The sequence below is a fragment of the Hyphomicrobium facile genome (assembly GCF_900116175.1).
Lineage (GTDB): Bacteria > Pseudomonadota > Alphaproteobacteria > Rhizobiales > Hyphomicrobiaceae > Hyphomicrobium_B > Hyphomicrobium_B facile.
In genome coordinates this window covers 1,056,578-1,077,192 of sequence record NZ_FPCH01000002.1, presented here as the reverse complement: position 1 = coordinate 1,077,192, position 20,615 = coordinate 1,056,578, and the positions used below count along the sequence as shown (strand labels likewise).

Genomic DNA, 20,615 nt, shown 5'->3' with positions numbered 1-20,615 from the left:
AAAGAGACCGCCGGGGGTCCCGAAGCCGAGGCCGTGCAACCTGCTGAGCGACGTGATACTTCGTACGCTAGCCTCGAGCAGGCGTCATCCGTGCGAACCTAATTACCTGGGAAAGCAGGGTTTTTCATCCCCGCAGCAGGCCGATCAGGTATCGCAAGCGCCCATTCGACAAACACCAATCTAGGCGTGTGTCTCGAACGCCACCGAATACAATTCAAACTGTACGAGGTCGCCCCCGCCCTGGCAAGTGCTATAAACCTAGAGCCGAAACGTCCCCGAGTAGTGCCAATGAGTATTTTATAATACGAATGAAAACAAAGCTTTAACGATACTCCGGGGACGAGGCGATTGGGGTGACGAGGGAGAGCAATTCGGCGATGCGCCACCCGGCAGAACTTTTGCGGAACGCCCTCGCGGCGGCGCTAACCCTATTGTGGACGCTTGCCGGCATGTCGGCGCACGCGGCCGAGGCGCTGGATGCGCATCTGACCGTGACCGGCCGGTCCACGATCTTCGAATTGACGATGAGCGAGGGGCTGACCGCTGAAGTCTTCACCCTCGCCAACCCCTACCGCGTCGTCCTCGATTTGCCGGACCTTTCGTTCCGTCTCGACCCATCGGTCGGCCAAAAAGGGGCGGGGCTTGTTTCCGCATTCCGCTATGGCCAGTTCGCTCAGCACAAATCGCGGATCGTCATCGACACCAAGGGGCCGGTGAAGATCAACTCCGCCACCATGACGAGGCTCAAGGGCACGTCCGCCGTGAAGCTCGCGATCGCGCTGATGCCGATCGATGCCGAAACATTCGGCGCGGGGACCGGAGCGATGACCCATTCCGCGGCCTACGAGCCGGATGCGGAGCCTGCGACACCCGAAGAGTCCGAAGCGAAGCACAAGCCGCACAGCAAGCCTGTCATCGTGATCGACCCCGGACATGGCGGCATCGATCCGGGCGCCATCGGCGCGAACAACGTGACCGAAAAGACGATCGTCCTCGCCGTCGCGGCTCAGCTGAAGGACGCGCTGACGAAAACGGGCCTTTACGACGTTAAAATGACCCGCGCCGACGACGTCTTCATCTCCCTCGATCACCGGCTCAAGTTTTCCGCCGATAACGCCGCCGACCTGTTCATTTCGCTCCACGCCGATTCAATCGAGGAGAAAACCGCCAAGGACACGATCCGCGGCGCGACAATTTATACGCTCTCGAGCCAGGCGTCCGACGAGCAGGCGCGCATCATGGCCGAAAAAGAGAACGCGTCCGACCTTATCGCCGGCATCGAAAACATCGATCGTGGCGGCGGAGATCAGGTCAAGAACATCCTGATAGATCTGCTCAAAAGAGAGACTTCGAATTTCTCGGCAGATTTTTCGCAGGTCTTGGCGAAGCGATTGGGCAAGGCGATCGCGATGTCGCGCATTCCCCGAAGGTCTGCGGCGTTCAAGGTGCTGAAACAAACGCACGCGCCCTCGGTGCTCGTGGAACTGGGCTACCTCAGCAACCAGATGGATGAACAGCAGATGTTGACGGCCGAATGGCAATCGAAGGTGGCCGTGGCCATCACGGACGCGGTGCAAATTTACTTCAACAAGAGAACAGCCTCAAAGCCATGAGGCAACGGGCCGTAACATTGGAGCACGGACGACGTGCTGCCACATTCCGTGCTAATGTGCGCAGCCTCTGAGGGTATTGTCATTGTTGCGGTGCGGCAATAGACGTAGCCCCCGACCAATCGATAAAACTAAGCCAGCGCCAGACTGACGGAATCACGAATTTGATGCGTGCGCCAACGCTGCCGCCACCAACGGCGCCAAAGAGAAGAAAAAAGCGGCGGAAGAGCCTGCTGCTCAACTTCCTTGGGTTCGCATTTGGAACCTTCGTACTGATATTCATCGCGGGCTCTGCTGGCGCTGGGTTCTTGATCTGGCAAGCCTCGCGCGATCTGCCCGATTACGAGAGCTTGTCCAAGTACGAGCCCCCGGTCATGACGCGCATCCACGCCCATGACGGATCGCTGATATCGGAGTTCGCTCGCGAGCGGCGCATCTTCGTCCCGATAAACACGGTCCCGAAGCGCGTTCTGGGGGCTTTCCTCTCGGCCGAGGACCGCCGCTTCTATGAGCACGGAGGCGTCGACCTTCAGGGCATTCTGCGCGCGGTCTACGCGGCAATCGAATCCAAGGTTCACGGCTCCAACAAACGAGCCCAGGGCGCGTCCACGATCACCCAACAGGTCGCAAAGAACTTCCTGCTGACCAACGAGCGGTCGATCGAGCGTAAAATCAAGGAGGCGATCCTCGCGGTTCGCATCGAGGGCGCCTATTCGAAGGATCGCATCCTCGAACTTTATCTGAACGAGATCTTCCTCGGAATGAACTCGTATGGCGTCGGCGCCGCCGCGCTCACCTACTTCAACAAAGAGCTGAAAGATCTCGATATCGAGGAAGCCGCCTACCTTGCAGCGCTTCCCAAGGCCCCGAACAATTACCACCCGTTCCGCCAGAAGGAGAAGGCGACCGAGCGGCGGAATTGGATCATCGGGCAGATGGCCGAGAACGGCTACATAACCAGGGAAGAGGCGGAAGCCGCGCGCAAGAAGCCGCTTACCGTCAATCTCCGCCCCAACGCGGTGCATATCTCGACGGCCGAATTCTTCGCCGAGGAAGTGCGCCGTTCGCTTCTCGCCAAGTACGGCGAGGATAAGCTTTATGGCGGCGGCTTGTCCGTCCGCACGACGCTTGATCCGCAACTGCAGCAATATGCCAAGAAGGCCCTGATCAACGGCCTCGCGAAGTTCGACCGCTCGCAAGGTTGGCGCGGACCCGTCTCCCACATCGATATTTCTGGCGACTGGGGTATCGCGCTCGGCAAGATTCCGAGCCCTTCCGACATTCAGCCATGGCGGCTCGGCGTCGTGCTTGAAACGCAAAAGACGAAGGCCATCATCGGCTTCAAGCCGGCGCGCCAGCAGGATGCGACTCTCGTCAAAGACCGCGAGGCGGTCGAGGTCTCGCTCGACGAGATGAAATGGGCGGCCAAGCGTCCCGGCGCAAAGAGGATCGACGCCAAATCGACAGCCGACATCTTGAAGCTCGGCGACGTCGTGTATGTTGCGCCCAAGGATGCCAACAACATCCAGGGCGCCTGGTCGCTGATGCAAATTCCGGAGGTCGGCGGCGGCCTCGTCGCGATGGACCCCTACACCGGGCGTGTCCTCGCAGTGGCGGGCGGCTTCTCCTACGATATGAGCCAGTTCGACCGGGTCATTCAAGCGAAGCGCCAGCCTGGATCGGCTTTCAAGCCCTTCGTCTATGCCTCGGCAATCGACAACGGCTATAAGCCGACGTCGATTATTCTGGACGCGCCGATCGAAATCGACCAGGGCCCCGGCCAGGATGTCTGGAAGCCGAAGAACTACGAGACGAACTCGACCTCGGGTCCTGAAACGCTACGCTTCGGCATCGAGCATTCGCGCAACCAGATGACTGCGCGTCTTGCGCAAGATCTCGGCATGCCCGTCATCACCGAATACGCGAGACGCTTCGGCATTTACGACGATCTCCTGCCGGTGCTCTCCATGTCGCTCGGCGCCGGCGAAACAACGCTCCTTCGCATGGCGACGGCCTATTGCAGGCTGGCGAATGGCGGCAAGGAAGTCACGTCGACCCTCATCGACCGCATTCAGGATCGCTACGGCCGTACGATCTGGCGGCACGACGAGCGCCAGTGCATGGGCTGCATGGCCGACCGGTGGGCGGGACAGCCCGAACCTGAACTGGTCGATGGCCGCCGTCAGATCATCGATCCGCACACTGCGTATCAAATGACGAGTATCCTCGAAGGCGTCGTGCAGCGCGGTACGGCAACGGTGTTGAAGTCACTCAATCGTCCGGTCGCCGGCAAGACCGGCACGACCAACGAAGAAAAGGATGTGTGGTTCCTCGGCTATACGCCCACGATGGTCGTCGGCGTTTTCGTTGGCTACGACACGCCGAAGCCGCTCGGAAAAGGCAACACGGGCGGCGCCATCGCGGCGCCGATGTTCGGCGAGTTCGTGCAGGACGCGCTGGGGGCCACCCCGGCCGCACCGTTCCGCGTGCCGCCCGGCATCAAGTTCGTGCGCATCAATCCGAAGACCGGACTACGAGCCTCGGCCGACGACCCGAGTTCCATCATGGAAGCGTTCAAGCCCGACGAAGAGCCGGACGACGCTTACGCGATGATCGGTATCGCAAACGCCACCGCCGACGCTTCGCCTCCGCCACCCCCGCCGCCGCCCTTCGGGGATCGGATGGCGCGCCCCGCGCCGCCTCCCTCGCGGCCGGATAGCGGGACGCTTTCCCCGAATGGAATGTGGTAGGTAAACTTTGCGCCGATTGCCGCGCTGCGTCCGCCATCGTTTACAGCGCCGCCGCACATCTCTATAGGTCCGCACCTGTTTTTTTGATCCATCATTTTTCGCCGGCGCGAGCCGGTCCCGGAGGCTGCCATGCGCGCTGAAGCGCAAAAACTTTCCGATGGCATCGAGGAGGCGTTTGCCCTCCTGAGGAGGTCTCTTTGACTGGGAGACGGCCGAAGACCGTCTCGCCTCGCTGAACGCGAAAGCTGAAGACCCCAATCTTTGGACTGACGCGAAGAACGCGCAGAAAGTCATGCGCCAGCGGCAATCGCTCGAGCGCGCCGTAACTGAGTTCAAGCGCCTCCAGCGCGACTATGAGGATGCGCTGTTTCTGATCGAGCTCGGAGAAACCGAGAACGACGACGACAGCGTGCAAGAAGGCGAAACCGCGCTGAAGCGCATCGATCACGAGGCGCAGCGCCGGTCGATCGAGGCGATGCTGTCGGGTGAAGCCGACGCGATGAACACCTACATCGAAGTGCACGCCGGTGCGGGCGGCACCGAAAGCCAGGACTGGGCGTCGATGCTCGCACGCATGTACGTCCGCTGGGCCGAACGGCGCGGCTACAAGGTGAAGCTGATCGACGAAAGCCCCGGCGAAGAAGCGGGCATCAAATCCGCAACGTTCGAGATCGAAGGCGAAAACGCTTACGGCTGGCTGAAGACGGAAGCGGGCGTGCATCGCCTCGTGCGCATCTCGCCGTTCGACTCGAACGCGCGCCGGCATACGAGCTTTGCGTCCGTCACCGTCTATCCGGTGATCGACGACACGATCGACATTGACGTCAATCCGGCAGACGTCGACATTTCATTCGCGCGTTCGTCCGGCGCCGGTGGTCAGCACGTCAACAGAACGGAATCCGCCGTCCGCCTCGTCCATAAGCCGTCGGGCATCGTCATCTTTGCCCAGGAACAGCGTTCGCAGCATCAGAACAAGGACATCGCGTTCAAGCGCCTCAAGGCTCGCCTATACGAAATGGAGCTGAAGAGGCGTGAAGCGAAGGCCAACGCCGAGCAGGCCGCAAAGACGGATATCGGCTGGGGTCATCAGATCAGGTCGTATGTCCTGCAGCCGTATCAGCTGGTGAAGGACTTGCGGACCGGTGCTCAGTCGACGAACCCGGACGAAGTTCTCGACGGCGATATCGATCCCTTCATCGAAGCCGCTCTCTCGCAGCGCATCAAGGGCGGCGGAGAAGCTGTCACGGTCGAAGATCTCGAGTAGCCGCTAACGTCCGATGCGGCTCCTCGACGACGCGTCGCGCGCTTCGCCTTTAGTTGCGTTCGCGCAGGAGGGGAGTGTTGAAGGGCGTGCTCGGCTCGTTCGACGAGTTCTGCGACGACGAGAAATTGAAGGCAGACCCGGAGCCGACACCGGCGCCCAGAGAGCCCCGCCAGTTTGAACTGGGATCTGTGCTCGATTGAGTAGAGCCGGAGCCGAACTGCGACAGCAGCGCGGAGGCCTCGTCCGGGTCCTGATAGCGCGCCGAGCCATCCGCATTCGTTCCGCCGATTGACGTCGTTTCGAAAGCTTGGGCTCCGGCAGCGGACAAGAGCATCGACAGAAAGACCGCGGCCGCAATACCTCGATCAAATCGCATTAAGAAACCTCCAGCATCGTCACGTAACGCGCACCCTAGGGTTCCCGGCTATCTGCAATTTGCGGAGGGATCTAGGCCAACTCGTTGTTTTTGAAACGGTGTTGCTTCGATACTACTCTAAGACTGCATGCGTTATGCGCGCGGCGCACCTTCAGGAAGCGCTACGCCAAAGGCCCGGCAGCCGTCGTTTGATCGCGGTCTTAGTCGCGCTGTTGTTATCGGCCCGGGCATCGAACCGTTCTCGCGCCTGCTCGACTGTCGCCCGATTTGCGATAGCCCACTGGCCGAGCGGCACCAGAATGCAGATGAGGGTTCGGCCGAGCTCTGTCAGTTCGTAGTCAACGCGTGGCGGGATCGTCGGATAGACGGTGCGCGTGACGAGGCCATCGCGTTCCAGGCCCCGAAGTGTCAGCGTCAGCATCCGCTGCGAAATGCTGCCGACCGATCGGCGGATCTCATTGAAACGCATCGGCCCGTTCGACAAGAGCTGGACCACGTAGACCGTCCATTTGTCGCCAATCCGGGCCAGCACGTCCGCGACGGCACGGCAGTTCTCGGTTCCTTCGTTGTTACCGACTTCCAAAAACGTGCCTCCTTGCGCTGTTTCCGCCAGTGAACATTTTAGCGTTGGTCACAAAATGTGACTGGCTGAAGCGCATGTCAACCATCGCTCCCGGTCTTCGCCAAACCGTTGGTTCCAACCGTTGGAGGGAGATACATCCCATGAAACTTTTGCATGTCGATTCGAGCATTCTCGGCCCGGGCTCGGTAAGCCGTCAGCTCTCGGCAGAGATCGTCGCCGCCGAGAGCCGGCTGCATCCGGGCCTTGAAGTCGTCTACCGAGACCTCGGCCGCGAGCCGGTCGGGCATCTCTCGGGCGCCCACCTTACGGCCGCCCAGGGAGGCGCCGCCGAAGCGCTGCCGCTCCGCCAGGATGTCGCGGCCGGCCAAGCGGCCCTCGAAGAATTCCTGGCTGCCGACATCGTCGTAGTTGGCGCTCCGATGTACAACTTCGCCATTCCGAGCCAGCTGAAAGCCTGGATCGACCGGCTGGCGGTCGCGGGTAAAACGTTCCGCTACACCGACAAGGGCTCCGAAGGCCTGGCAGGGGGCAAGAAAGTGATCGTCGCCTCATCGCGCGGAGGATTCTACGGCCCGCAAACGCCGATTGCGTTCCTCGATCACCAGGAAACCTACCTCCGCAATATCTTCGGCTTCTTCGGGATCACCGACGTGACGTTCATCCGCGCCGAAGGCGTGGCCCTTGGTCCCGACCAGCGCGCCAAGTCTATTCAGGCCGCCCAATCGACCATCGCCGGCCTCGCGGCATGATGAATCGAAAAGGCGGGGATCGCTCGGATCTCCGCCTGACGCCGCCGCACGGGCCTGGCTGGCCAGGTTTGATTTCTCGACATAAGCGACATTCGTGTTAAAGCGCGGTCCGATGTTTCCTTCGAAAACCGCCCCCGATGCCACCGCTCCATAACCTCCACCTCATTACGTCCGACGGATTTCCCGATTACGCGCTGCTCGATAGCGGGCTGGGGCGGAAGCTCGAACGCTTCGGAAAAATCGTCGTCGATCGTCCGGAGCCGCAGGCGCTCTGGCAGCCGAAGCTCGGAAAATCCGAGTGGGCCAAAGCGAACGCCGTCTTCTCCGCGTCCGGCGAGGACGACGAGAAAGGCAAATGGCGGATCGACAAGCCGGTGCCCGACGCGTGGCCCGTCAGGCTCGCGTTGCCGCGCTCGCCGAAATCGGACAACGCCAAAGGTGGAACGCACGGCGTAACGATGCTTTGCAAGCTCGCAGGCCTTTGGCACCTTGGGCTCTTCCCCGAGCAGGAGCCGCATTGGCGCTGGATGCTCGACCACTTGGCGAGCGTGAAAGGTGAGACACCCCGCGTCCTCAATCTCTTCGGCTATACGGGCGCAGCTTCGCTCCTCGCCGCTGAAGCCGGAGCCGAAGTCACGCACGTCGACGCGTCGAAAAAAGCCATCCAATGGGGCAAGGAAAACCAGGAAGCTTCCAAGCTCGGCGCCGCGAAAATCCGCTGGCTGCTCGACGACGCCGCGAAGTTCGCCGCGCGCGATGTCCGCCGCGGCAAAACCTATCACATGATCATCGTCGACCCGCCGAAGTTCGGGCGCGGCCCCGAAGGCGAAATCTGGGATCTCTTCCAGAACCTGCCCGCGCTCCTCGGCGATCTTGCGAAGCTCCTCGCGCCTCAGAACGCCGCGATGGTGCTGACGATCTACGCCATCCGCGCGTCGTCGCTCGCCTTCGATCAACTGATGCGCGAACGATTGCACGGACGGAGCGGCGAATTCGACAGCGGTGAATTGGCGATCCGCTCAGGGGCCGGCCCGCTCGTGCCGACGTCGCTCTTCGTGCGCTGGAAACAGAACGCATGAACGAGCCGAAGGTCATCACCAGCCTGACGAACGACCGGATCAAAGCCATCCGCGCGCTCGACATGCGCAAGGTGCGTAAGGAGACGGGGCTCTTCGTCGCCGAAGGCACGTCGCTGCTGGTGACGGCGCGCGACAACGGCTTCGTGCCGGAAACGCTCGTCTACCAATCGGGCACCGCGACGAGCGGCATCGCGCGCGGCCTCGTCCGGCACGCACTTGATGCGGGCGCGGAAGTGCTCGAAGTTTCCGAAGCCGTGCTCGGCAAGCTTGCGTCGAAGGATAATCCGCAAACGCTGCTCGGCGTCTACCGGCAGCGCTTTGTCGAACCGCCCGATCCGGGCAAGCTTGGCCAAGAGACGTGGCTGGCGCTCGAAGAAGTGCGCGATCCCGGCAACTTGGGCACGATCATTCGTACAGCCGATGCGGTCGGCTGTTCGGGCGTCATTCTCGTCGGCACGACGTGCGACCCCTACGCCATAGAGGCGATCCGCGCGACGATGGGCTCCATCTTCGCCGTCCCCGTCGTCAAGATGGATCAGCAGGCATTCGTCACGTTGGCGCGGTCCTGGCCGGGCGACGTCATCGGAACGCACCTTGCTGCACGCGAGGATTTCCGCAAAGTCGAATACAAGAATCCGGTGTTGGTTGTGATGGGCGGCGAAGGTCCGGGCCTCTCTCCGGGAGCGGCAGCCTCATGCACGAACCTCGTCAAAATCCCCATGGCCGGCGATCTGGATTCCCTCAACCTCGCCATCGCGACCGCGCTGATGCTCTATCAGGTCCGCGGCCCATATTTGAAGCTGTGATATGCGCATCGAATATCATCGCACGCTGATCGCCGATCAGGTTCGCAACGAAGCGTTCTTCGCGGCGCTGAAGGCCGTGATTGTGCCAGGCAAATCGGTCGTCGCGGATATCGGCGCAGGCACAGGCCTGCTTGGCCTGATGGCATCTAAGCTCGGAGCCCGCGAAGTTTTTCTGTTCGAGACCGCTGAGGTCGCGGGCGTCGCGGCGGCTGTGCTGAAGGCGAACAAGGCGAAGCGCTGCCATCTGATCCCGTGCCATTCGACGGAGTTCCAGGATAAGCTCGCAGTCGACATCATCGTCTCGGAAACGCTCGGCAACTACGCGCTCGAAGAGAATATCATCGCGACGCTCGCCGATGCGCGTCAGCGGTTCCTGAAGCCGGGCGGCCACGTCATTCCCGATGGAATAATTCAGTACGTCGCCCCGGTCGTGACGCCGCGCATCGATGAAGAACTCCGGGCCTGGGGGCGCGTCGGCCACGGCCTCGATCTCGCCGTCGCGCAGACGATGTCGCTGAACAATGCCTACGTCCGCCATCTGCAGCCGGACGAAATTCTCGACGGCTGCCGCAGCGCCATGGTGTGGGACGAGGTCGACCTGACGGCCGAAACGAAATCGAAACGGCGCGGCGATGCCGAGTGGCGTTTTCCGCGTCCGGCAAAGATCTACGGCTTTGCGACGTGGTGGAAAGTCGAGCTGGTTCCCGGCATCGGATTTTCGACGGGGCCTTTGTCGCCGCGCACACATTGGGAACAACTGTACTTCCCGCTGCTCGCGCCGATCGACGCCCGTCCGAGTGATGTCGTCTCGATAGATTTGCGCTCGAGTTCGTCCGAAGAAGGCGGCACCGACCTCGGGTGGACCGCCGTTCATAAAAACCCGGAAGGCAAGGTCATCGCGCGTCAGGCCCTCGAACTCGACAAAGGCTATATCCCCTGAACGCCGGCGCGCTTGGTGGTGGGCCTTCTTTGATGCTATGCGGGCAAGCCAATTTGAGGGAGCGCGCACGCCATGATGGTCTTGATCGTCGGATTGATTTTATTCCTGGGCGTTCATCTCATTCCGACGCAACCCGAACTTCGCGACGGCCTGAAAGAGCGCATCGGCGAGGGGCCGTATAAAATCCTCTTCTCGCTGTTGTCGCTCGTGGGGATCGTCGTCATCGTGCTCGGCTTCCACAAGCTGCAACTCCATCCGGGGAAAAATCCCCTTCTGTGGGAGCCGCCGGTCTGGACGCGCCACCTCGCCGTGGCCTTGATGCTGCCGGCAATGATCCTGCTCGTGGCGTCGCTCATCCCGTCGCGGATCCGCACCGCGACCCGCCATCCGATGCTCATCGCGATCAAGATCTGGGCGCTCGCGCATTTGCTCGCGAATGGCGATCTCGCCTCGCTTCTGCTTTTTGGATCCTTCCTGGCGTTCGCGGTTTACGACCGCATCTCGGTGAAGAAGCGCGGAGCTAGGGGCCCGTTAGGCGCGGCGTCTCCGTCCAGCGCACTCAATGACGTGCTCGTCATCGTCATCGGGCTGGCGCTCTATGCATGGATACTGCTGGTCGGGCATCAGTGGCTGATCGGTGTTGCGCCGATGCCGGGACTTACGGCCTAAGCCGGCGCCAATACCTTTTTTGTGCTGACACGCACGACGAGAAATCGAATGGCGATCGCAATCCATGTTGCGGTCGCGATGATCCAGGCGACTGGATCGACGACATAGTCCCAGAGATTGAGGCTTTGTCGCGTGCCGAATAGAAACACTAGGATCGCCGCGTTCAGCGCCAGCGCACTGATGAAATACCCGCGGTAGATCGCGTAGGCGAGAACGACCGCAATCGCGGCCGGCAACAGATATCCGCGATAGCCGAGCACGTAGCTGTCGTAATTGAGAAAGCCCACTGCGGCGGGATAAAGTACGAGCCCCGCAACGGCGAGCATCAGCGTCCCGAAGCGGAATTCCGCTGATGTTGCAAGCGGCCGGTTCATGACTGTCGCGATCGCCAGAACGACAAGCAGCAGAAGCCCCGGCGGCGATGGCCGCTCGAGTGCTGATGCGGTCCACTCGAAAGCGGATCGTGTCGAGATCGCGATGAGAAGCGCGCCAACTAGGCCCGCGATCCCGAAAGCGGTGCGCCACGCCGGAGATTTGGTGAAGAAGCCCGCAACGACCGCCGACAAAGTGAAAATCACGAGTACGGCGCCCGACCTGTTCAGCAGAAAATCGAGGGTCATTGTCATTGCCCAGCCGCCGGAGGTTGCGCGCCGTGTTGCACCCAGGCGCTCGAAAACCGGACGTGATTGATGGATTTTATCGGTCGCGAATAGACGACATCGAATTGGCCGGGCGCGGACGCGATAAGATACGGATACGTCACTGTGCTCTTCTTGATCTCAGGATCCATGTTCGCGACGACGCCGACGCGTTGATAGGTTTTTCCTTCGAGATCGGTAAGCGCGAGCGTGATGTTACGCTCGACCTCAGGATCGTCGTTGAATGCCATGAGGATGTGGGAAGCGTCGTATCGTATCGCCGATATCGGTCCGCCAGGGTTCGGAAGATCGATGGGCGCTGGCGGCGTCCAGGTCTGGCCGCCATCCGCCGTGCGGGTGATCAGGATGTTTTTGGGATGCCTCAGCCGCCGCACGAAGGCAATGGCCGTCGACGGACCCGTTGGCACGATGGACGGCTGATACCCGACCTTTCCGCCGTGCCCCATGCGTCGCCGGTCAACGACGCGCCCGCTTTGGTCGAGCACGAGCAAGACTGGATATTTCCGGTTCATCTCGTGATACGCCGGAAGCCCGATGCGCCCGTCGGAAAAAAGTATCGGTACCGATTTCGTCAGATGCGACATATTCAAGAAGGGTGACGCGTAAAGCCGCTCCGCCGGGTCCCAGGTTTGCCCGTTGTCGAAGCTGCGTATCAGTCCGATCTCGCAAGTCGCCCAGCCGCTGAGTCGCGAAGCTGCGAAAAACAGCCAGATCTCGTTCGCCGAGCGCCGGAATGAAACTGGGTTGGCGACCGATTTGATCGTGATGCCGAAGTCCTGGCTGACGCGCGCGCTCGTCGTGATGACGGCGTTCGGCGACCAGTGCGAACCGTCGAAGCGCGATGAAACCAGTTCGCCATCCACGGCGCCTTCGTAGGTCGCGCTGTACCAAGTGGCGAGAAGCCCGTCTGGAATGGCGATGACCGAAGCCCCATGAACGAATTTTTTCTGATCCGCCGGCGTGATGATTTCGGCTTGGGTCTCGAGAGGCCCGCGCACCGGCGGTTCAGGAACGTTGACCGCGAAGGTCCACGGCTCGCTTCGTGGTGACATCTTGTTGAATAGAAGGGCGACGAGACCGGCCGAGCAAAGAAGCGTTGCCCACGTCGCGAGGGCCCTGGTTCCGGCATTCTTCAGCAAAATTATGTCCCCGCCGGAGTATTCGTGTTCGGGGGTATAGCTGTAGAGAGCCCCCCGTTCAACGACACTGAAACGAAACTGAACTCGAATGCCGTCGCGGGTTCGAAAAACAACCGCGGAAGTGTGGTTATCGCGTCATCACGACGAATTCCGTGCCGTTTCCGTTTTCGTGAAGCGGCAGCTCGCCGTCGGAAACGATCAGGGACGAGCCGGGTCGTGCGAGCTCTGTAATCGTCGCAAGTATATCGTCCGGGATCGTAAAGGCGCTGAGCGCCTCAGTCGCCATTTGCACATTGAGCGCGCGTCCTAGCGCTAGCGCCGTCCTGCTGCGCTTTTTCTTGCCGTCTTCGAACGGCTGCCCCGCAACCGGCGTCTGGGCGCTGACCAGCCTCCAATCGAAAGTATTGGGATCGGTGCTGTACCGCATGGCGGTGAACACGTGCGTTCCGACCCTGTGCGGCAGCGGTGCGACGGTGATCGGCGCCTCGAGAAGCGGATCGATCCCCTGGCGGATATAGAGCCGCTTGGCGCGAAGACTGACCAGAACCGAAACCGGTTTGGATCGGAGCCGCATTTCCTTGTTGGCGTCAGAGAGTGCGGCCTGCGCCGACGTAAGATCCGATTGCGCATCGCGCAGCACGTCGGCCGCCGTATCGCGAGCCGTCTGTGCCGCGGAATAACCAGCCTGGACTTCCGCGAAGCTCATCTCACCTTGAGCTGCTTGGGCCCGCGCCCGATCGGCTTCGATAGTCAGATCGAGCAACGCCTCCTCGAGCGCACTTTCGCGATCAAGCGAGACGTTCGCATCTGCGGATGCCAGCTGCAGCGTTGTGGTCGTGGTCGCACCCGACATGTACGCCGCGAATGCCTTCATCGCGTCCTGCTGGCGCGCTTCTGCAGCCTTGAGGTTTTCACGGAGCGGCTCGACCGCACGCCGCGCCATTTCATAGCGCTGGCTTGGACCCTCGAATTCCTTCGCAGTGGCGGTGGCCCGTTCTTGTGCTGTTGCTAGTGCCGCCTCTGCGGTCTTGAGCGATGCTCGCGCGCGATCAAGCTTCTCCTGCATGATCTGATCGGCTTCCGCGCGCGTCGTCGGACGGCGCTGCGGATCGCGCGGCATATCCGCGACCGCTCTGATGAGTGCAGGTGATACGCCGATGAACAGCGGCAATTCTTGCAAAGCGTCGGACGTCGAACTGTCGTCTGGCTGGTCGTTCACGGCGAGCTGTGCCGGCTTCGATCGATCGGATTTCATCGCCGATGCTTCGTCGGCCGGAAGAGGCTGGAACAGTTTTGGGCTGTCGAAAGCAATCGGTTCGACTTCTTCAGACGTCACGACGACGCGAGTGCCGAGCTTGGTGAGGCCGTAAAGCTTCTTTGCGAAAGCAAAGGGAAGGCGAATACAGCCGTGCGACGCGGGGAAGCCCGGAATGTCACCCGCATGAAACGCTATGCCCGACCACGTGATGCGCTCCTGGTAAGGCATCGACGCGCCGGAGTAAATGTTGCTGGTGTGGTAGACATTCTTTTCGAGGATCGAGAACACACCTGTCGGCGTCTCGAAGCCCGGACGGCCGGATGAGATGCGAGACGATGCGATTTCGCCATTTGCGTCATAGACGCGGACTTTCTGCCGCCTGATCGAAACGACGACCAGAAGCGGCGACGTCGGCGGCGTGATGATCGCAGCATCGCGGGCGGATTTCAAAATGCCGGCTTTGGATTTTGCATCGACCGCAGACGGGCCGACGAACATGCTCAATCCGAAAATGCTCAAAATGAGTGCGCTAATCGCGATGGAGCGCGACGCCGGCGGAACTCTGCCTTTGAACTTGGTCGAACAACGCACGCGACCCACCCGACGCGAAATGACCCACACCCGTCAGAGCGCCAAGCATCAGGCAGATAGTTAACCCTCAACTTGCGCTATAAGTTGGCTATCAGAGGCCAGTCAGAAGGCGCAACCACAGTGCCGCACCGCCGATGATTCGGGGGTTGCGATGTGGCGCTAATTCAACGCTTTCGGCGATATTGCGCCATTAACTGTGGATAGTCAGTGGAGAAATTTACCAAACGATTTGGTTTTGAGCGGGCGTCTCTGCTGGCGACAAAGCCCGAGGTTTCGTAAACTGCGTTTTGGCCCGATACGGCTATGTCCTAGGCCCGCGTCGGCCCAACGGCTCACTTGAGAAATGACGGCGTTACCGCCGATCGGAGTATAATGTCCATTCACGTCAAGCGCCGCCGGCTCATGGCGCCCGATATTGCCGCCCGCAAAGGCGGCGAGCCCATCGTTGCGCTGACGGCCTACCACGCGCACACCGCTGCGATTGCCGATAACCACTGCGATTTCCTGCTCGTGGGCGACAGCTTGGGCATGGTGATGCACGGCTATGAAACGACCGTGCCGGTACCGCTCGAATTGATGATCATGCACGGCCAGGCCGTCGTGCGGGGCTCGAAAAAGGCCCTCGTCGTTGTCGACATGCCATTCGGCACTTACGAGGAGAGCCCGTCCGTGGCGTTTCGCAACGCTGCGAAAGTCATGAAGGAGACAGACTGCGGCGCCGTGAAGCTCGAAGGCGGCAGGCGCATGGCGGAGACGATCCGTTTTCTCGTCGACCGCGGCATTCCGGTGATGGCGCACATCGGCCTCACGCCTCAGTCCGTGAACGTGCTGGGCGGATTCAAGACGCAAGGTCGCTCGGTCGATGATTGGCAGGCGATAGAAGATGACGCGCGCCTGGTCGCAGAGGCCGGAGCCTTTGCCGTCGTTCTTGAAGCCATGACGGCTCCGCTCGCCGAACGCATCACCGACGCCATACCGATCCCGACGGTCGGCATTGGCGCGTCGCCCGGGTGCGATGGTCAGATCCTGGTCATGGAGGACATGCTCGGTCTGTCGCCGAACGTCCCGAAATTCGTGAAGAAATTTGGCGCGATCGGAGCCGCCATCGACCGTGCGATAGCCTCCTATGCTGAAGAGGTCCGCGCCAGGACGTTCCCCGCGCCGGAGCACGTTTACAATCTTAAGAGCCCGGAGACCGAGGCGCCGGTCGACGCCGTCCGGGCCACGAAAAAGCCCAAGACTCCGACCACTTAACCGTATTGGACTGGGGGTTCGGCTACGCTTACACAAAGGAAACTTCGGGCCAGGGCTTGCTCGGAGCGCACGCTCCGCTATCTATGCCCCGCCAGCCGGGCTGATCGTGAGGATATTCTCCTCAGCTCCGGCGACTGAATGAGGTTTAAGAGTTAATGGCCGACAATAATGACAGTCTGCTCCGCGAGGTCGAGGAAGAGCTCCGCCGCGAACAGATGCATAAAATCTGGAAGCGCTACAACGGCCTGATCCTGGGCGGTGCCGTGCTCATCGTGCTCGCCGTGGCGGGCTATAAAATGCTCGAACATCATCGGATCACGGCCGCCGAGACGGGCGGAGCCGAATTCGCGGCTGCCGAGAACCTGAGCGACCAGAAAAAGAAGGACGAGGCAGACAAAGCCTTCAAAGCGATCGCGGACAACGGCCCAGCCGGCTACGCGGCCCTGGCAAAGCTGCAACTGGCCGGCGCCCAGGTTAAAGAGGGCAAGACGGCCGATGCGGTTGCAACCTATGATTCGCTCGCGAAGCAGACGGGCGCAGATGATCTGTTGAAAAGCTTCGCACAGCTGCAGGCAGCCTCCCTACGGATGGCGGATGCGGACTATGACGAAATCCAGAATCGCCTGACACCTCTAGTCGCCGAGGGCGCACCTTTCCAGAACAGCGCCCGGGAGTTGCTCGGGGTAGCTGCCTACAAGGCGAAGAAGTTCGATGACGCGCGTAAGTATCTCGAACCTCTGCTCGTCGATCCGAACGTTCCTGGCGATACGCAGGAACGCGTCAAGGTCATCATGTCCGGCATAGCCGGCACTGAAGTTGCCGCGAAGGAGCCACCGGCAGCGACGCCGCCGGCAGCGGCAGCCGAACCAGCCAAGCCGGCCGAGCCTCCGAAGACGGAAGCGCAGCCCGCCACGGACGGCACGGCCGATAAGAAGTAAAAACCGCGAAGCGGTGAGGGGAGAATGGGGTTGGGCAACGGGGGATCGCAGACACGTTTCGGCGCGTCATCGCTTTTCGCGCTCGTCGTAACGCTGTTGCTCGGTGGCTGTGCGGGAGACGGTCCGTCTCTCCCCAAGATCAGCGACCTCAATCCCTTCAAGGAAAAACAGACGCCGTTGCCCGGCCGGCGCATCCCCGTTGTCGAGACGACGGAAAGCATTTCAGCGAACCTGGCCGACGCGAACGCGCCGATCGTCATCCCGTCGCCCCGCACGAACGATGCATGGGCGCAGCCGGGCGGCGAACCGGGTAACGCACCGGGCAATCTCGCGCTGAACGGTGCCCTGCGTCAGACGTGGAGTGCGAGCTCTGGGCAAGGCTCATCGAAGACCGGCCGCGTCACCGCAAGTCCGATCATATTCGATGGCCGCATTTACACGCTCGACGCGGCAGCGAACGTTGCAGCCTTTTCGCTGTCAGGCAGCAGTGTCTTCAAGATCTCGACGAAGCCTGACACGACCGTCGGCCTCGGCGGCTACGGTGGCGGCCTCGCTGCCGAAAACGGCCGCCTCTACGTCGCGAACGGATATGGCGTTGTCGCCGCTCTCGATCCGGCAACCGGCAAATCGATCTGGACGAAAAATCTCGACGTCCCCGTTCGCGCGGCGCCGACCGCGTCTGGAGACCGGCTCTACGTCATCACGATCGACGGCAGGTTCTATTGCTTGAACGGCGTCGACGGTGCGGAAATATGGTCCGCCCGCGGACTGCCGCAAAGCGCAAGCCTGATGACGTCTGCGAGCCCGGCCGTCGACCAGGATGTCGTCGTGGTGCCGTACCCGTCGGGTGACATCATGGCGTTTAGGTTGACGGACGGCTCGACCGTCTGGACCGAAAATCTGTCCCGCACGCGCCAGACTTCGCAGATCGCCTCGATGAGCGATGTCGCGCGGCCCGCGATCGATGATGGCACGGTCTTCGCCATCGGCCACGCCGGACGCATGATCGCCACCCACGCCAAAACAGGCGACCGGCAGTGGTCTGCGAACATTCCCGGTTCCGAGCCGCCCTGCGTCGTCGGCGACGCGGTTTACGTCGTCGATACGGGAGGACGGCTTATGGCGCTGACCCGCAAGGATGGGAAAACGCGCTGGACGACGCAGCTCCCCGCGGCAAAGAGCTATGCGGGCCCGGTCATGGCCGCGGGAACCCTCTGGCTGGTGTCGAGTAAGGGCGATATCGTGAGCGTTGACGCAGCAACCGGTAAGGTCGGCGGCCAGATGAGCGTCGGCGATACGGTCTATATTCCGCCGATCGTGGCCCAGGGACGCATGTTCGTTTTGACCGATTCGGCAAAACTCATCGCTCTCAACTGAGAATTGGGCTAGGAGGTCAGCGTTGGCTCTCCGCTCGCATGCGGAAAGGCAGCGCTCCCCCAGCAATCAGTTTCTTTTTGGCTCCCTTTTGAATCGCCCCGCTCAAACTCCCGTCGTTGCAATCGTAGGCCGTCCCAACGTTGGCAAGTCGACCCTGTTCAACCGCCTGACCGGAACGCGCGCCGCGCTCGTCTCCGATCTGCCGGGCTTGACGCGCGACCGCCGCGATGGCGTCGCAGACCTCTACGGAAACGAAATTCGCCTCGTCGACACCGCGGGCCTCGAAGAGGCGCAGCGCGGTTCGATTGCGGACCGCATGCGCAAGCAGTCCGAGCAGGCGATCGCCACGGCCGATCTCATCCTTTTTGTTATCGACGCACGCGCCGGCGTTACCGGCTCCGACAAGGAATTTGCCCGTATCGCCCGCCAGTCGGGAAAGCCCGTCGTCCTCGTCGCGAACAAAGCCGAAGGCCATAAAGGCACCGACGGCGTGCTCGACGCTTTCTCACTGGGACTGGGGGCGCCGATAGCAATCTCGGCTGAGCACGGCGAAGGCATCGGAGATCTCGCGGACGACGTTCTGGGCGCGCTCGGATTGAAGCCGGCGACGGTCGCCAGGAAGCGGCGATCTGGCGACACTGCAGCGGATGATGAAAAGCCGGCGGAAAAGCCGGAGCGCGAAAAGCGTATCCGCGTCGCGATCGTTGGCCGCCCGAACGCGGGGAAGTCGACGCTGGTGAACGCGCTTCTCGGCGAAGACCGGATGATCACGGGCCCCGAACCCGGGCTGACCCGCGACAGCGTCTCGAGCGATTTCGAATACAAAGGTCAGGCGATCCGGCTGTTCGATACGGCGGGGCTTCGCCGCAAAGCCAAGATCACGGAGACGGCGGAGAAGCTGTCGGCGAGCGACGCCGTCCGCTCCATCCGGTTTGCCGAGGTCGTCGTGCTCTTGATCGACGCCGAAAGGCCCTTCGAGCATCAGGACCTGACGATCGGCCATCGCGTCGTCGAGGAAGGCCGTGCGCTCGTCGTTGCGATCAACAAATGGGATCTCGTTCCCGAAAAGCAGAAGACGTTGCGCGAACTCAAGGCCAAGGTCGCCGAAAGCTTGGCTCAGGTTCCAGGCGTTCCGCTGATCGCGATCTCGGCACGTTCCGAGAGCGGCCTCGATCATCTGATGTCGGCGATCGCGAAAACATACGAAACCTGGAATCGCCGCGTTTCGACGGCGCATCTCAATCGCTGGCTCGAAGGGGCGCTGAGCCGTCACTCGCCGCCGGCAGTGCACGGACGGCGCATCAAGATCCGCTATGTCACGCAGTTGTCGACGCGTCCGCCGACGTTCGTCGCCTTCTCGCAGCGCGCGGAAGCATTGCCGCAGTCGTATGTGAAGTACCTGACGAACTCTCTGCGAGAGACGTTCGATCTTCCCGGTGTTCCTGTTCGCTTCCACCTCCGCAAAAGCGACAACCCGTTCGCTCCCGACAAGCGGTAGACAGTTCCGCGCAACATCCGTCCGGCAAATTGATGCCGAGCGAGCAAAACCTCGTGCTCGCAGAGTCGAAAAAAGTTAATTTTCGAATCGGATTCGTTTGCGTAGAGGATGCCAACCACGAAACTTCGAGGATCGACGAATGAGAAAGTTTGATGCGGCCCTGATGTCAGTCGTTTTGGCAGCAGGCACTGCACTTTTCGCCGGCGTGGCTGCTGCTGCTTATACCGCGAAAGTCAGACAGGCTTGCGCGGGCGACTACCAGAATTTCTGCTCGCAATATTCGCCTGAAAGTGTGGAGCTTCGCCGCTGCATTGAGGCCAACAGAAAAGGCCTGACGCCGACCTGCGTCACGGCTCTTATCGATGCGGGCGAAGTCCCGGCGAAATATCTGAAGAAGTAAAATCTGAAAGAAGATCGCAGCGGGCGGGAGCAAGCGGCTAGGCCGTCATGCTCACCGCCCGCACGGGCGTCAGCCGCATCAACTGGCGCCGCTCCGGACGGGGTTAGATAGGTGCTTCGCACCCCCGTTCAAGACCTCCCCGCAAATTGTTGCGTTCCGGCGTCCAGTGCGCCATGCAAGCGGGATGGACGTCTTTTTCTACCATCTTGAGCAGCAAACGCTGGAGCGCGTTCTACCGAGCCTCCTCGACAAGACACTCGCGCGCGGCTGGCGAGCCGTCGTCCAAGTCGGCAACGAGGAACGTTTGGAGGCGCTGGATCAGGCGTTGTGGACCTACGCCGACGACAGTTTTTTGCCGCACGGCACGGCGCGCATCGGTCACGCGAGCGAACAGCCGGTTTATCTGACGCTGACCGACGAGACACCGAACGGCGCGGGCGTACGCTTTCTCGTCGACGGCGCCGAAGCGCGCGAGTTCAAGGGAGCCGAACGCTTTGTCTATGTTTTCGACGGACATGATCCGGATGCCGTCGCCATCGCGCGTGCCCAATGGAAGGCCGCCAAAGCCGCAGGCTGTACGGTCACGTATTGGCAGCAGTCTGAAACCGGGCGATGGGAACAGAAAGCCTGACGCAGTCAGCCCGCGCAATTGCGGTTTGTCGCACACCCCGAACT

19 protein-coding genes are annotated in these 20,615 nt (G+C 61.4%); 14 read left to right on the top strand and 5 right to left on the bottom strand.

The window, feature by feature from the left end; translation table 11 throughout:
• Positions 1 to 377 precede the first annotated feature (377 nt).
• From BM399_RS11960 to prfB, 3 genes are all read left to right on the top strand, one after another.
• Positions 378 to 1,613 carry an N-acetylmuramoyl-L-alanine amidase gene (locus tag BM399_RS11960; protein WP_092867909.1) on the top strand — a complete coding sequence of 412 codons (1,236 nt, stop codon included), beginning with the start codon at positions 378 to 380 and terminating at the stop codon, positions 1,611 to 1,613.
• A 164-nt stretch (positions 1,614 to 1,777) separates the two neighbouring features.
• Positions 1,778 to 4,360 (top strand): penicillin-binding protein 1A, encoded by a 2,583-nt coding sequence (locus tag BM399_RS11955; protein ID WP_092867908.1) that lies wholly within the window; start codon positions 1,778 to 1,780, stop codon positions 4,358 to 4,360.
• A 129-nt stretch (positions 4,361 to 4,489) separates the two neighbouring features.
• Positions 4,490 to 5,624, top strand: a protein-coding gene (gene prfB, locus BM399_RS11950) for a peptide chain release factor 2 (protein ID WP_143117816.1) whose coding sequence is annotated in 2 segments (ribosomal slippage) — positions 4,490 to 4,558 and positions 4,560 to 5,624 — 1,134 coding nt in all. Because the reading frame shifts where the segments join, the coding sequence is not laid out codon by codon here.
• Positions 5,625 to 5,673: 49 nt separating this feature from the next.
• On the opposite strand, the gene BM399_RS11945 is transcribed toward prfB, so the two are convergent.
• Positions 5,674 to 6,000, bottom strand: coding sequence for a hypothetical protein (locus BM399_RS11945; RefSeq protein WP_143117815.1), 327 nt, complete (start codon positions 5,998 to 6,000; stop codon positions 5,674 to 5,676).
• A gap of 151 nt (positions 6,001 to 6,151) precedes the next feature.
• On the bottom strand, positions 6,152 to 6,583 hold the full coding sequence (locus tag BM399_RS11940; RefSeq protein ID WP_092867905.1) for a winged helix-turn-helix transcriptional regulator: 432 nt from the start codon (positions 6,581 to 6,583) through the stop codon (positions 6,152 to 6,154).
• Positions 6,584 to 6,723: 140 nt separating this feature from the next.
• On the opposite strand from BM399_RS11940, the gene BM399_RS11935 reads away from it, so the two are divergent.
• The 5 genes from BM399_RS11935 (at position 6,724) to BM399_RS11915 (ending at position 10,826) form a co-directional block, all read left to right on the top strand.
• Positions 6,724 to 7,332, top strand: coding sequence for an FMN-dependent NADH-azoreductase (locus BM399_RS11935; protein ID WP_092867904.1), 609 nt, complete (start codon positions 6,724 to 6,726; stop codon positions 7,330 to 7,332).
• Positions 7,333 to 7,469: 137 nt separating this feature from the next.
• On the top strand, positions 7,470 to 8,411 hold the full coding sequence (locus BM399_RS11930; RefSeq protein ID WP_092867903.1) for a class I SAM-dependent methyltransferase: 942 nt from the start codon (positions 7,470 to 7,472) through the stop codon (positions 8,409 to 8,411).
• Positions 8,408 to 9,217: a TrmH family RNA methyltransferase gene (locus BM399_RS11925; protein ID WP_092867902.1), complete on the top strand. Its 810-nt coding sequence runs from the start codon at positions 8,408 to 8,410 to the stop codon at positions 9,215 to 9,217. The genes BM399_RS11930 and BM399_RS11925 overlap by 4 nt, the downstream gene beginning before the upstream one ends.
• Position 9,218: 1 nt before the next feature.
• The gene (locus BM399_RS11920; protein ID WP_092867901.1) at positions 9,219 to 10,157 is read left to right on the top strand and encodes a 50S ribosomal protein L11 methyltransferase; all 939 of its coding nucleotides are present in this window, start codon (positions 9,219 to 9,221) and stop codon (positions 10,155 to 10,157) included.
• 72 nt (positions 10,158 to 10,229) lie between these two features.
• Entirely contained in the window at positions 10,230 to 10,826 is a 597-nt protein-coding gene (locus BM399_RS11915; protein WP_092867900.1) for an NnrU family protein, read from the top strand.
• Here BM399_RS11915 and BM399_RS11910 read toward each other — a convergent pair.
• The 3 genes from BM399_RS11910 to BM399_RS11900 form a co-directional block, all read right to left on the bottom strand.
• Positions 10,823 to 11,452: a hypothetical protein gene (locus BM399_RS11910; protein WP_092867899.1), complete on the bottom strand. Its 630-nt coding sequence runs from the start codon at positions 11,450 to 11,452 to the stop codon at positions 10,823 to 10,825. The two genes, BM399_RS11915 and BM399_RS11910, sit on opposite strands and share 4 nt — an antisense overlap.
• Positions 11,449 to 12,624, bottom strand: coding sequence for a sialidase family protein (locus BM399_RS11905; protein WP_092867898.1), 1,176 nt, complete (start codon positions 12,622 to 12,624; stop codon positions 11,449 to 11,451). Before BM399_RS11905 ends, BM399_RS11910 begins: the two co-directional genes overlap by 4 nt.
• A gap of 127 nt (positions 12,625 to 12,751) precedes the next feature.
• Positions 12,752 to 14,380, bottom strand: coding sequence for a L,D-transpeptidase family protein (locus tag BM399_RS11900; protein WP_092868203.1), 1,629 nt, complete (start codon positions 14,378 to 14,380; stop codon positions 12,752 to 12,754).
• Between the two features lie 465 nt (positions 14,381 to 14,845).
• Here BM399_RS11900 and panB point away from each other — a divergent pair, with 465 nt between their 5' ends.
• The 6 genes from panB (at position 14,846) to BM399_RS11870 (ending at position 20,571) form a co-directional block, all read left to right on the top strand.
• Positions 14,846 to 15,727, top strand: a complete 882-nt coding sequence (panB, locus tag BM399_RS11895) for a 3-methyl-2-oxobutanoate hydroxymethyltransferase (protein WP_092867897.1) — start codon at positions 14,846 to 14,848, stop codon at positions 15,725 to 15,727.
• Between the two features lie 155 nt (positions 15,728 to 15,882).
• Positions 15,883 to 16,665: a tetratricopeptide repeat protein gene (locus tag BM399_RS11890; RefSeq protein ID WP_092867896.1), complete on the top strand. Its 783-nt coding sequence runs from the start codon at positions 15,883 to 15,885 to the stop codon at positions 16,663 to 16,665.
• Positions 16,666 to 16,689: 24 nt separating this feature from the next.
• Positions 16,690 to 18,042, top strand: coding sequence for an outer membrane protein assembly factor BamB family protein (locus BM399_RS11885; RefSeq protein ID WP_092867895.1), 1,353 nt, complete (start codon positions 16,690 to 16,692; stop codon positions 18,040 to 18,042).
• 88 nt (positions 18,043 to 18,130) lie between these two features.
• On the top strand, positions 18,131 to 19,540 hold the full coding sequence (der, locus tag BM399_RS11880) for a ribosome biogenesis GTPase Der (protein ID WP_092868202.1): 1,410 nt from the start codon (positions 18,131 to 18,133) through the stop codon (positions 19,538 to 19,540).
• Positions 19,541 to 19,679: 139 nt separating this feature from the next.
• Entirely contained in the window at positions 19,680 to 19,940 is a 261-nt protein-coding gene (locus BM399_RS11875) for a hypothetical protein (RefSeq protein WP_244531202.1), read from the top strand.
• Between the two features lie 184 nt (positions 19,941 to 20,124).
• Complete coding sequence (locus BM399_RS11870) at positions 20,125 to 20,571, top strand: DNA polymerase III subunit chi (protein ID WP_092867894.1); 447 nt, start codon at positions 20,125 to 20,127, stop codon at positions 20,569 to 20,571.
• Positions 20,572 to 20,615 lie beyond the last annotated feature (44 nt).

Excerpts from the sequence above, each read along its gene's own strand:
- BM399_RS11890 (WP_092867896.1), top strand. The coding sequence starts at position 15,883 with ATGGCCGACAATAATGACAGTCTGCTCCGCGAGGTCGAGGAAGAGCTC.
- BM399_RS11955 (WP_092867908.1), top strand. The coding sequence starts at position 1,778 with ATGCGTGCGCCAACGCTGCCGCCACCAACGGCGCCAAAGAGAAGAAAA.
- BM399_RS11945 (WP_143117815.1), bottom strand. The coding sequence starts at position 6,000 with ATGCGATTTGATCGAGGTATTGCGGCCGCGGTCTTTCTGTCGATGCTC.
- BM399_RS11935 (WP_092867904.1), top strand. The coding sequence starts at position 6,724 with ATGAAACTTTTGCATGTCGATTCGAGCATTCTCGGCCCGGGCTCGGTA.
- BM399_RS11960 (WP_092867909.1), top strand. The coding sequence starts at position 378 with ATGCGCCACCCGGCAGAACTTTTGCGGAACGCCCTCGCGGCGGCGCTA.
- BM399_RS11900 (WP_092868203.1), bottom strand. The coding sequence starts at position 14,380 with ATGTTCGTCGGCCCGTCTGCGGTCGATGCAAAATCCAAAGCCGGCATT.
- BM399_RS11925 (WP_092867902.1), top strand. The coding sequence starts at position 8,408 with ATGAACGAGCCGAAGGTCATCACCAGCCTGACGAACGACCGGATCAAA.
- BM399_RS11910 (WP_092867899.1), bottom strand. The coding sequence starts at position 11,452 with ATGACAATGACCCTCGATTTTCTGCTGAACAGGTCGGGCGCCGTACTC.
- panB (WP_092867897.1), top strand. The coding sequence starts at position 14,846 with ATGTCCATTCACGTCAAGCGCCGCCGGCTCATGGCGCCCGATATTGCC.
- BM399_RS11920 (WP_092867901.1), top strand. The coding sequence starts at position 9,219 with ATGCGCATCGAATATCATCGCACGCTGATCGCCGATCAGGTTCGCAAC.
- BM399_RS11885 (WP_092867895.1), top strand. The coding sequence starts at position 16,690 with ATGGGGTTGGGCAACGGGGGATCGCAGACACGTTTCGGCGCGTCATCG.
- BM399_RS11870 (WP_092867894.1), top strand. The coding sequence starts at position 20,125 with ATGGACGTCTTTTTCTACCATCTTGAGCAGCAAACGCTGGAGCGCGTT.
- BM399_RS11930 (WP_092867903.1), top strand. The coding sequence starts at position 7,470 with ATGCCACCGCTCCATAACCTCCACCTCATTACGTCCGACGGATTTCCC.
- BM399_RS11875 (WP_244531202.1), top strand. The coding sequence starts at position 19,680 with ATGAGAAAGTTTGATGCGGCCCTGATGTCAGTCGTTTTGGCAGCAGGC.
- BM399_RS11915 (WP_092867900.1), top strand. The coding sequence starts at position 10,230 with ATGATGGTCTTGATCGTCGGATTGATTTTATTCCTGGGCGTTCATCTC.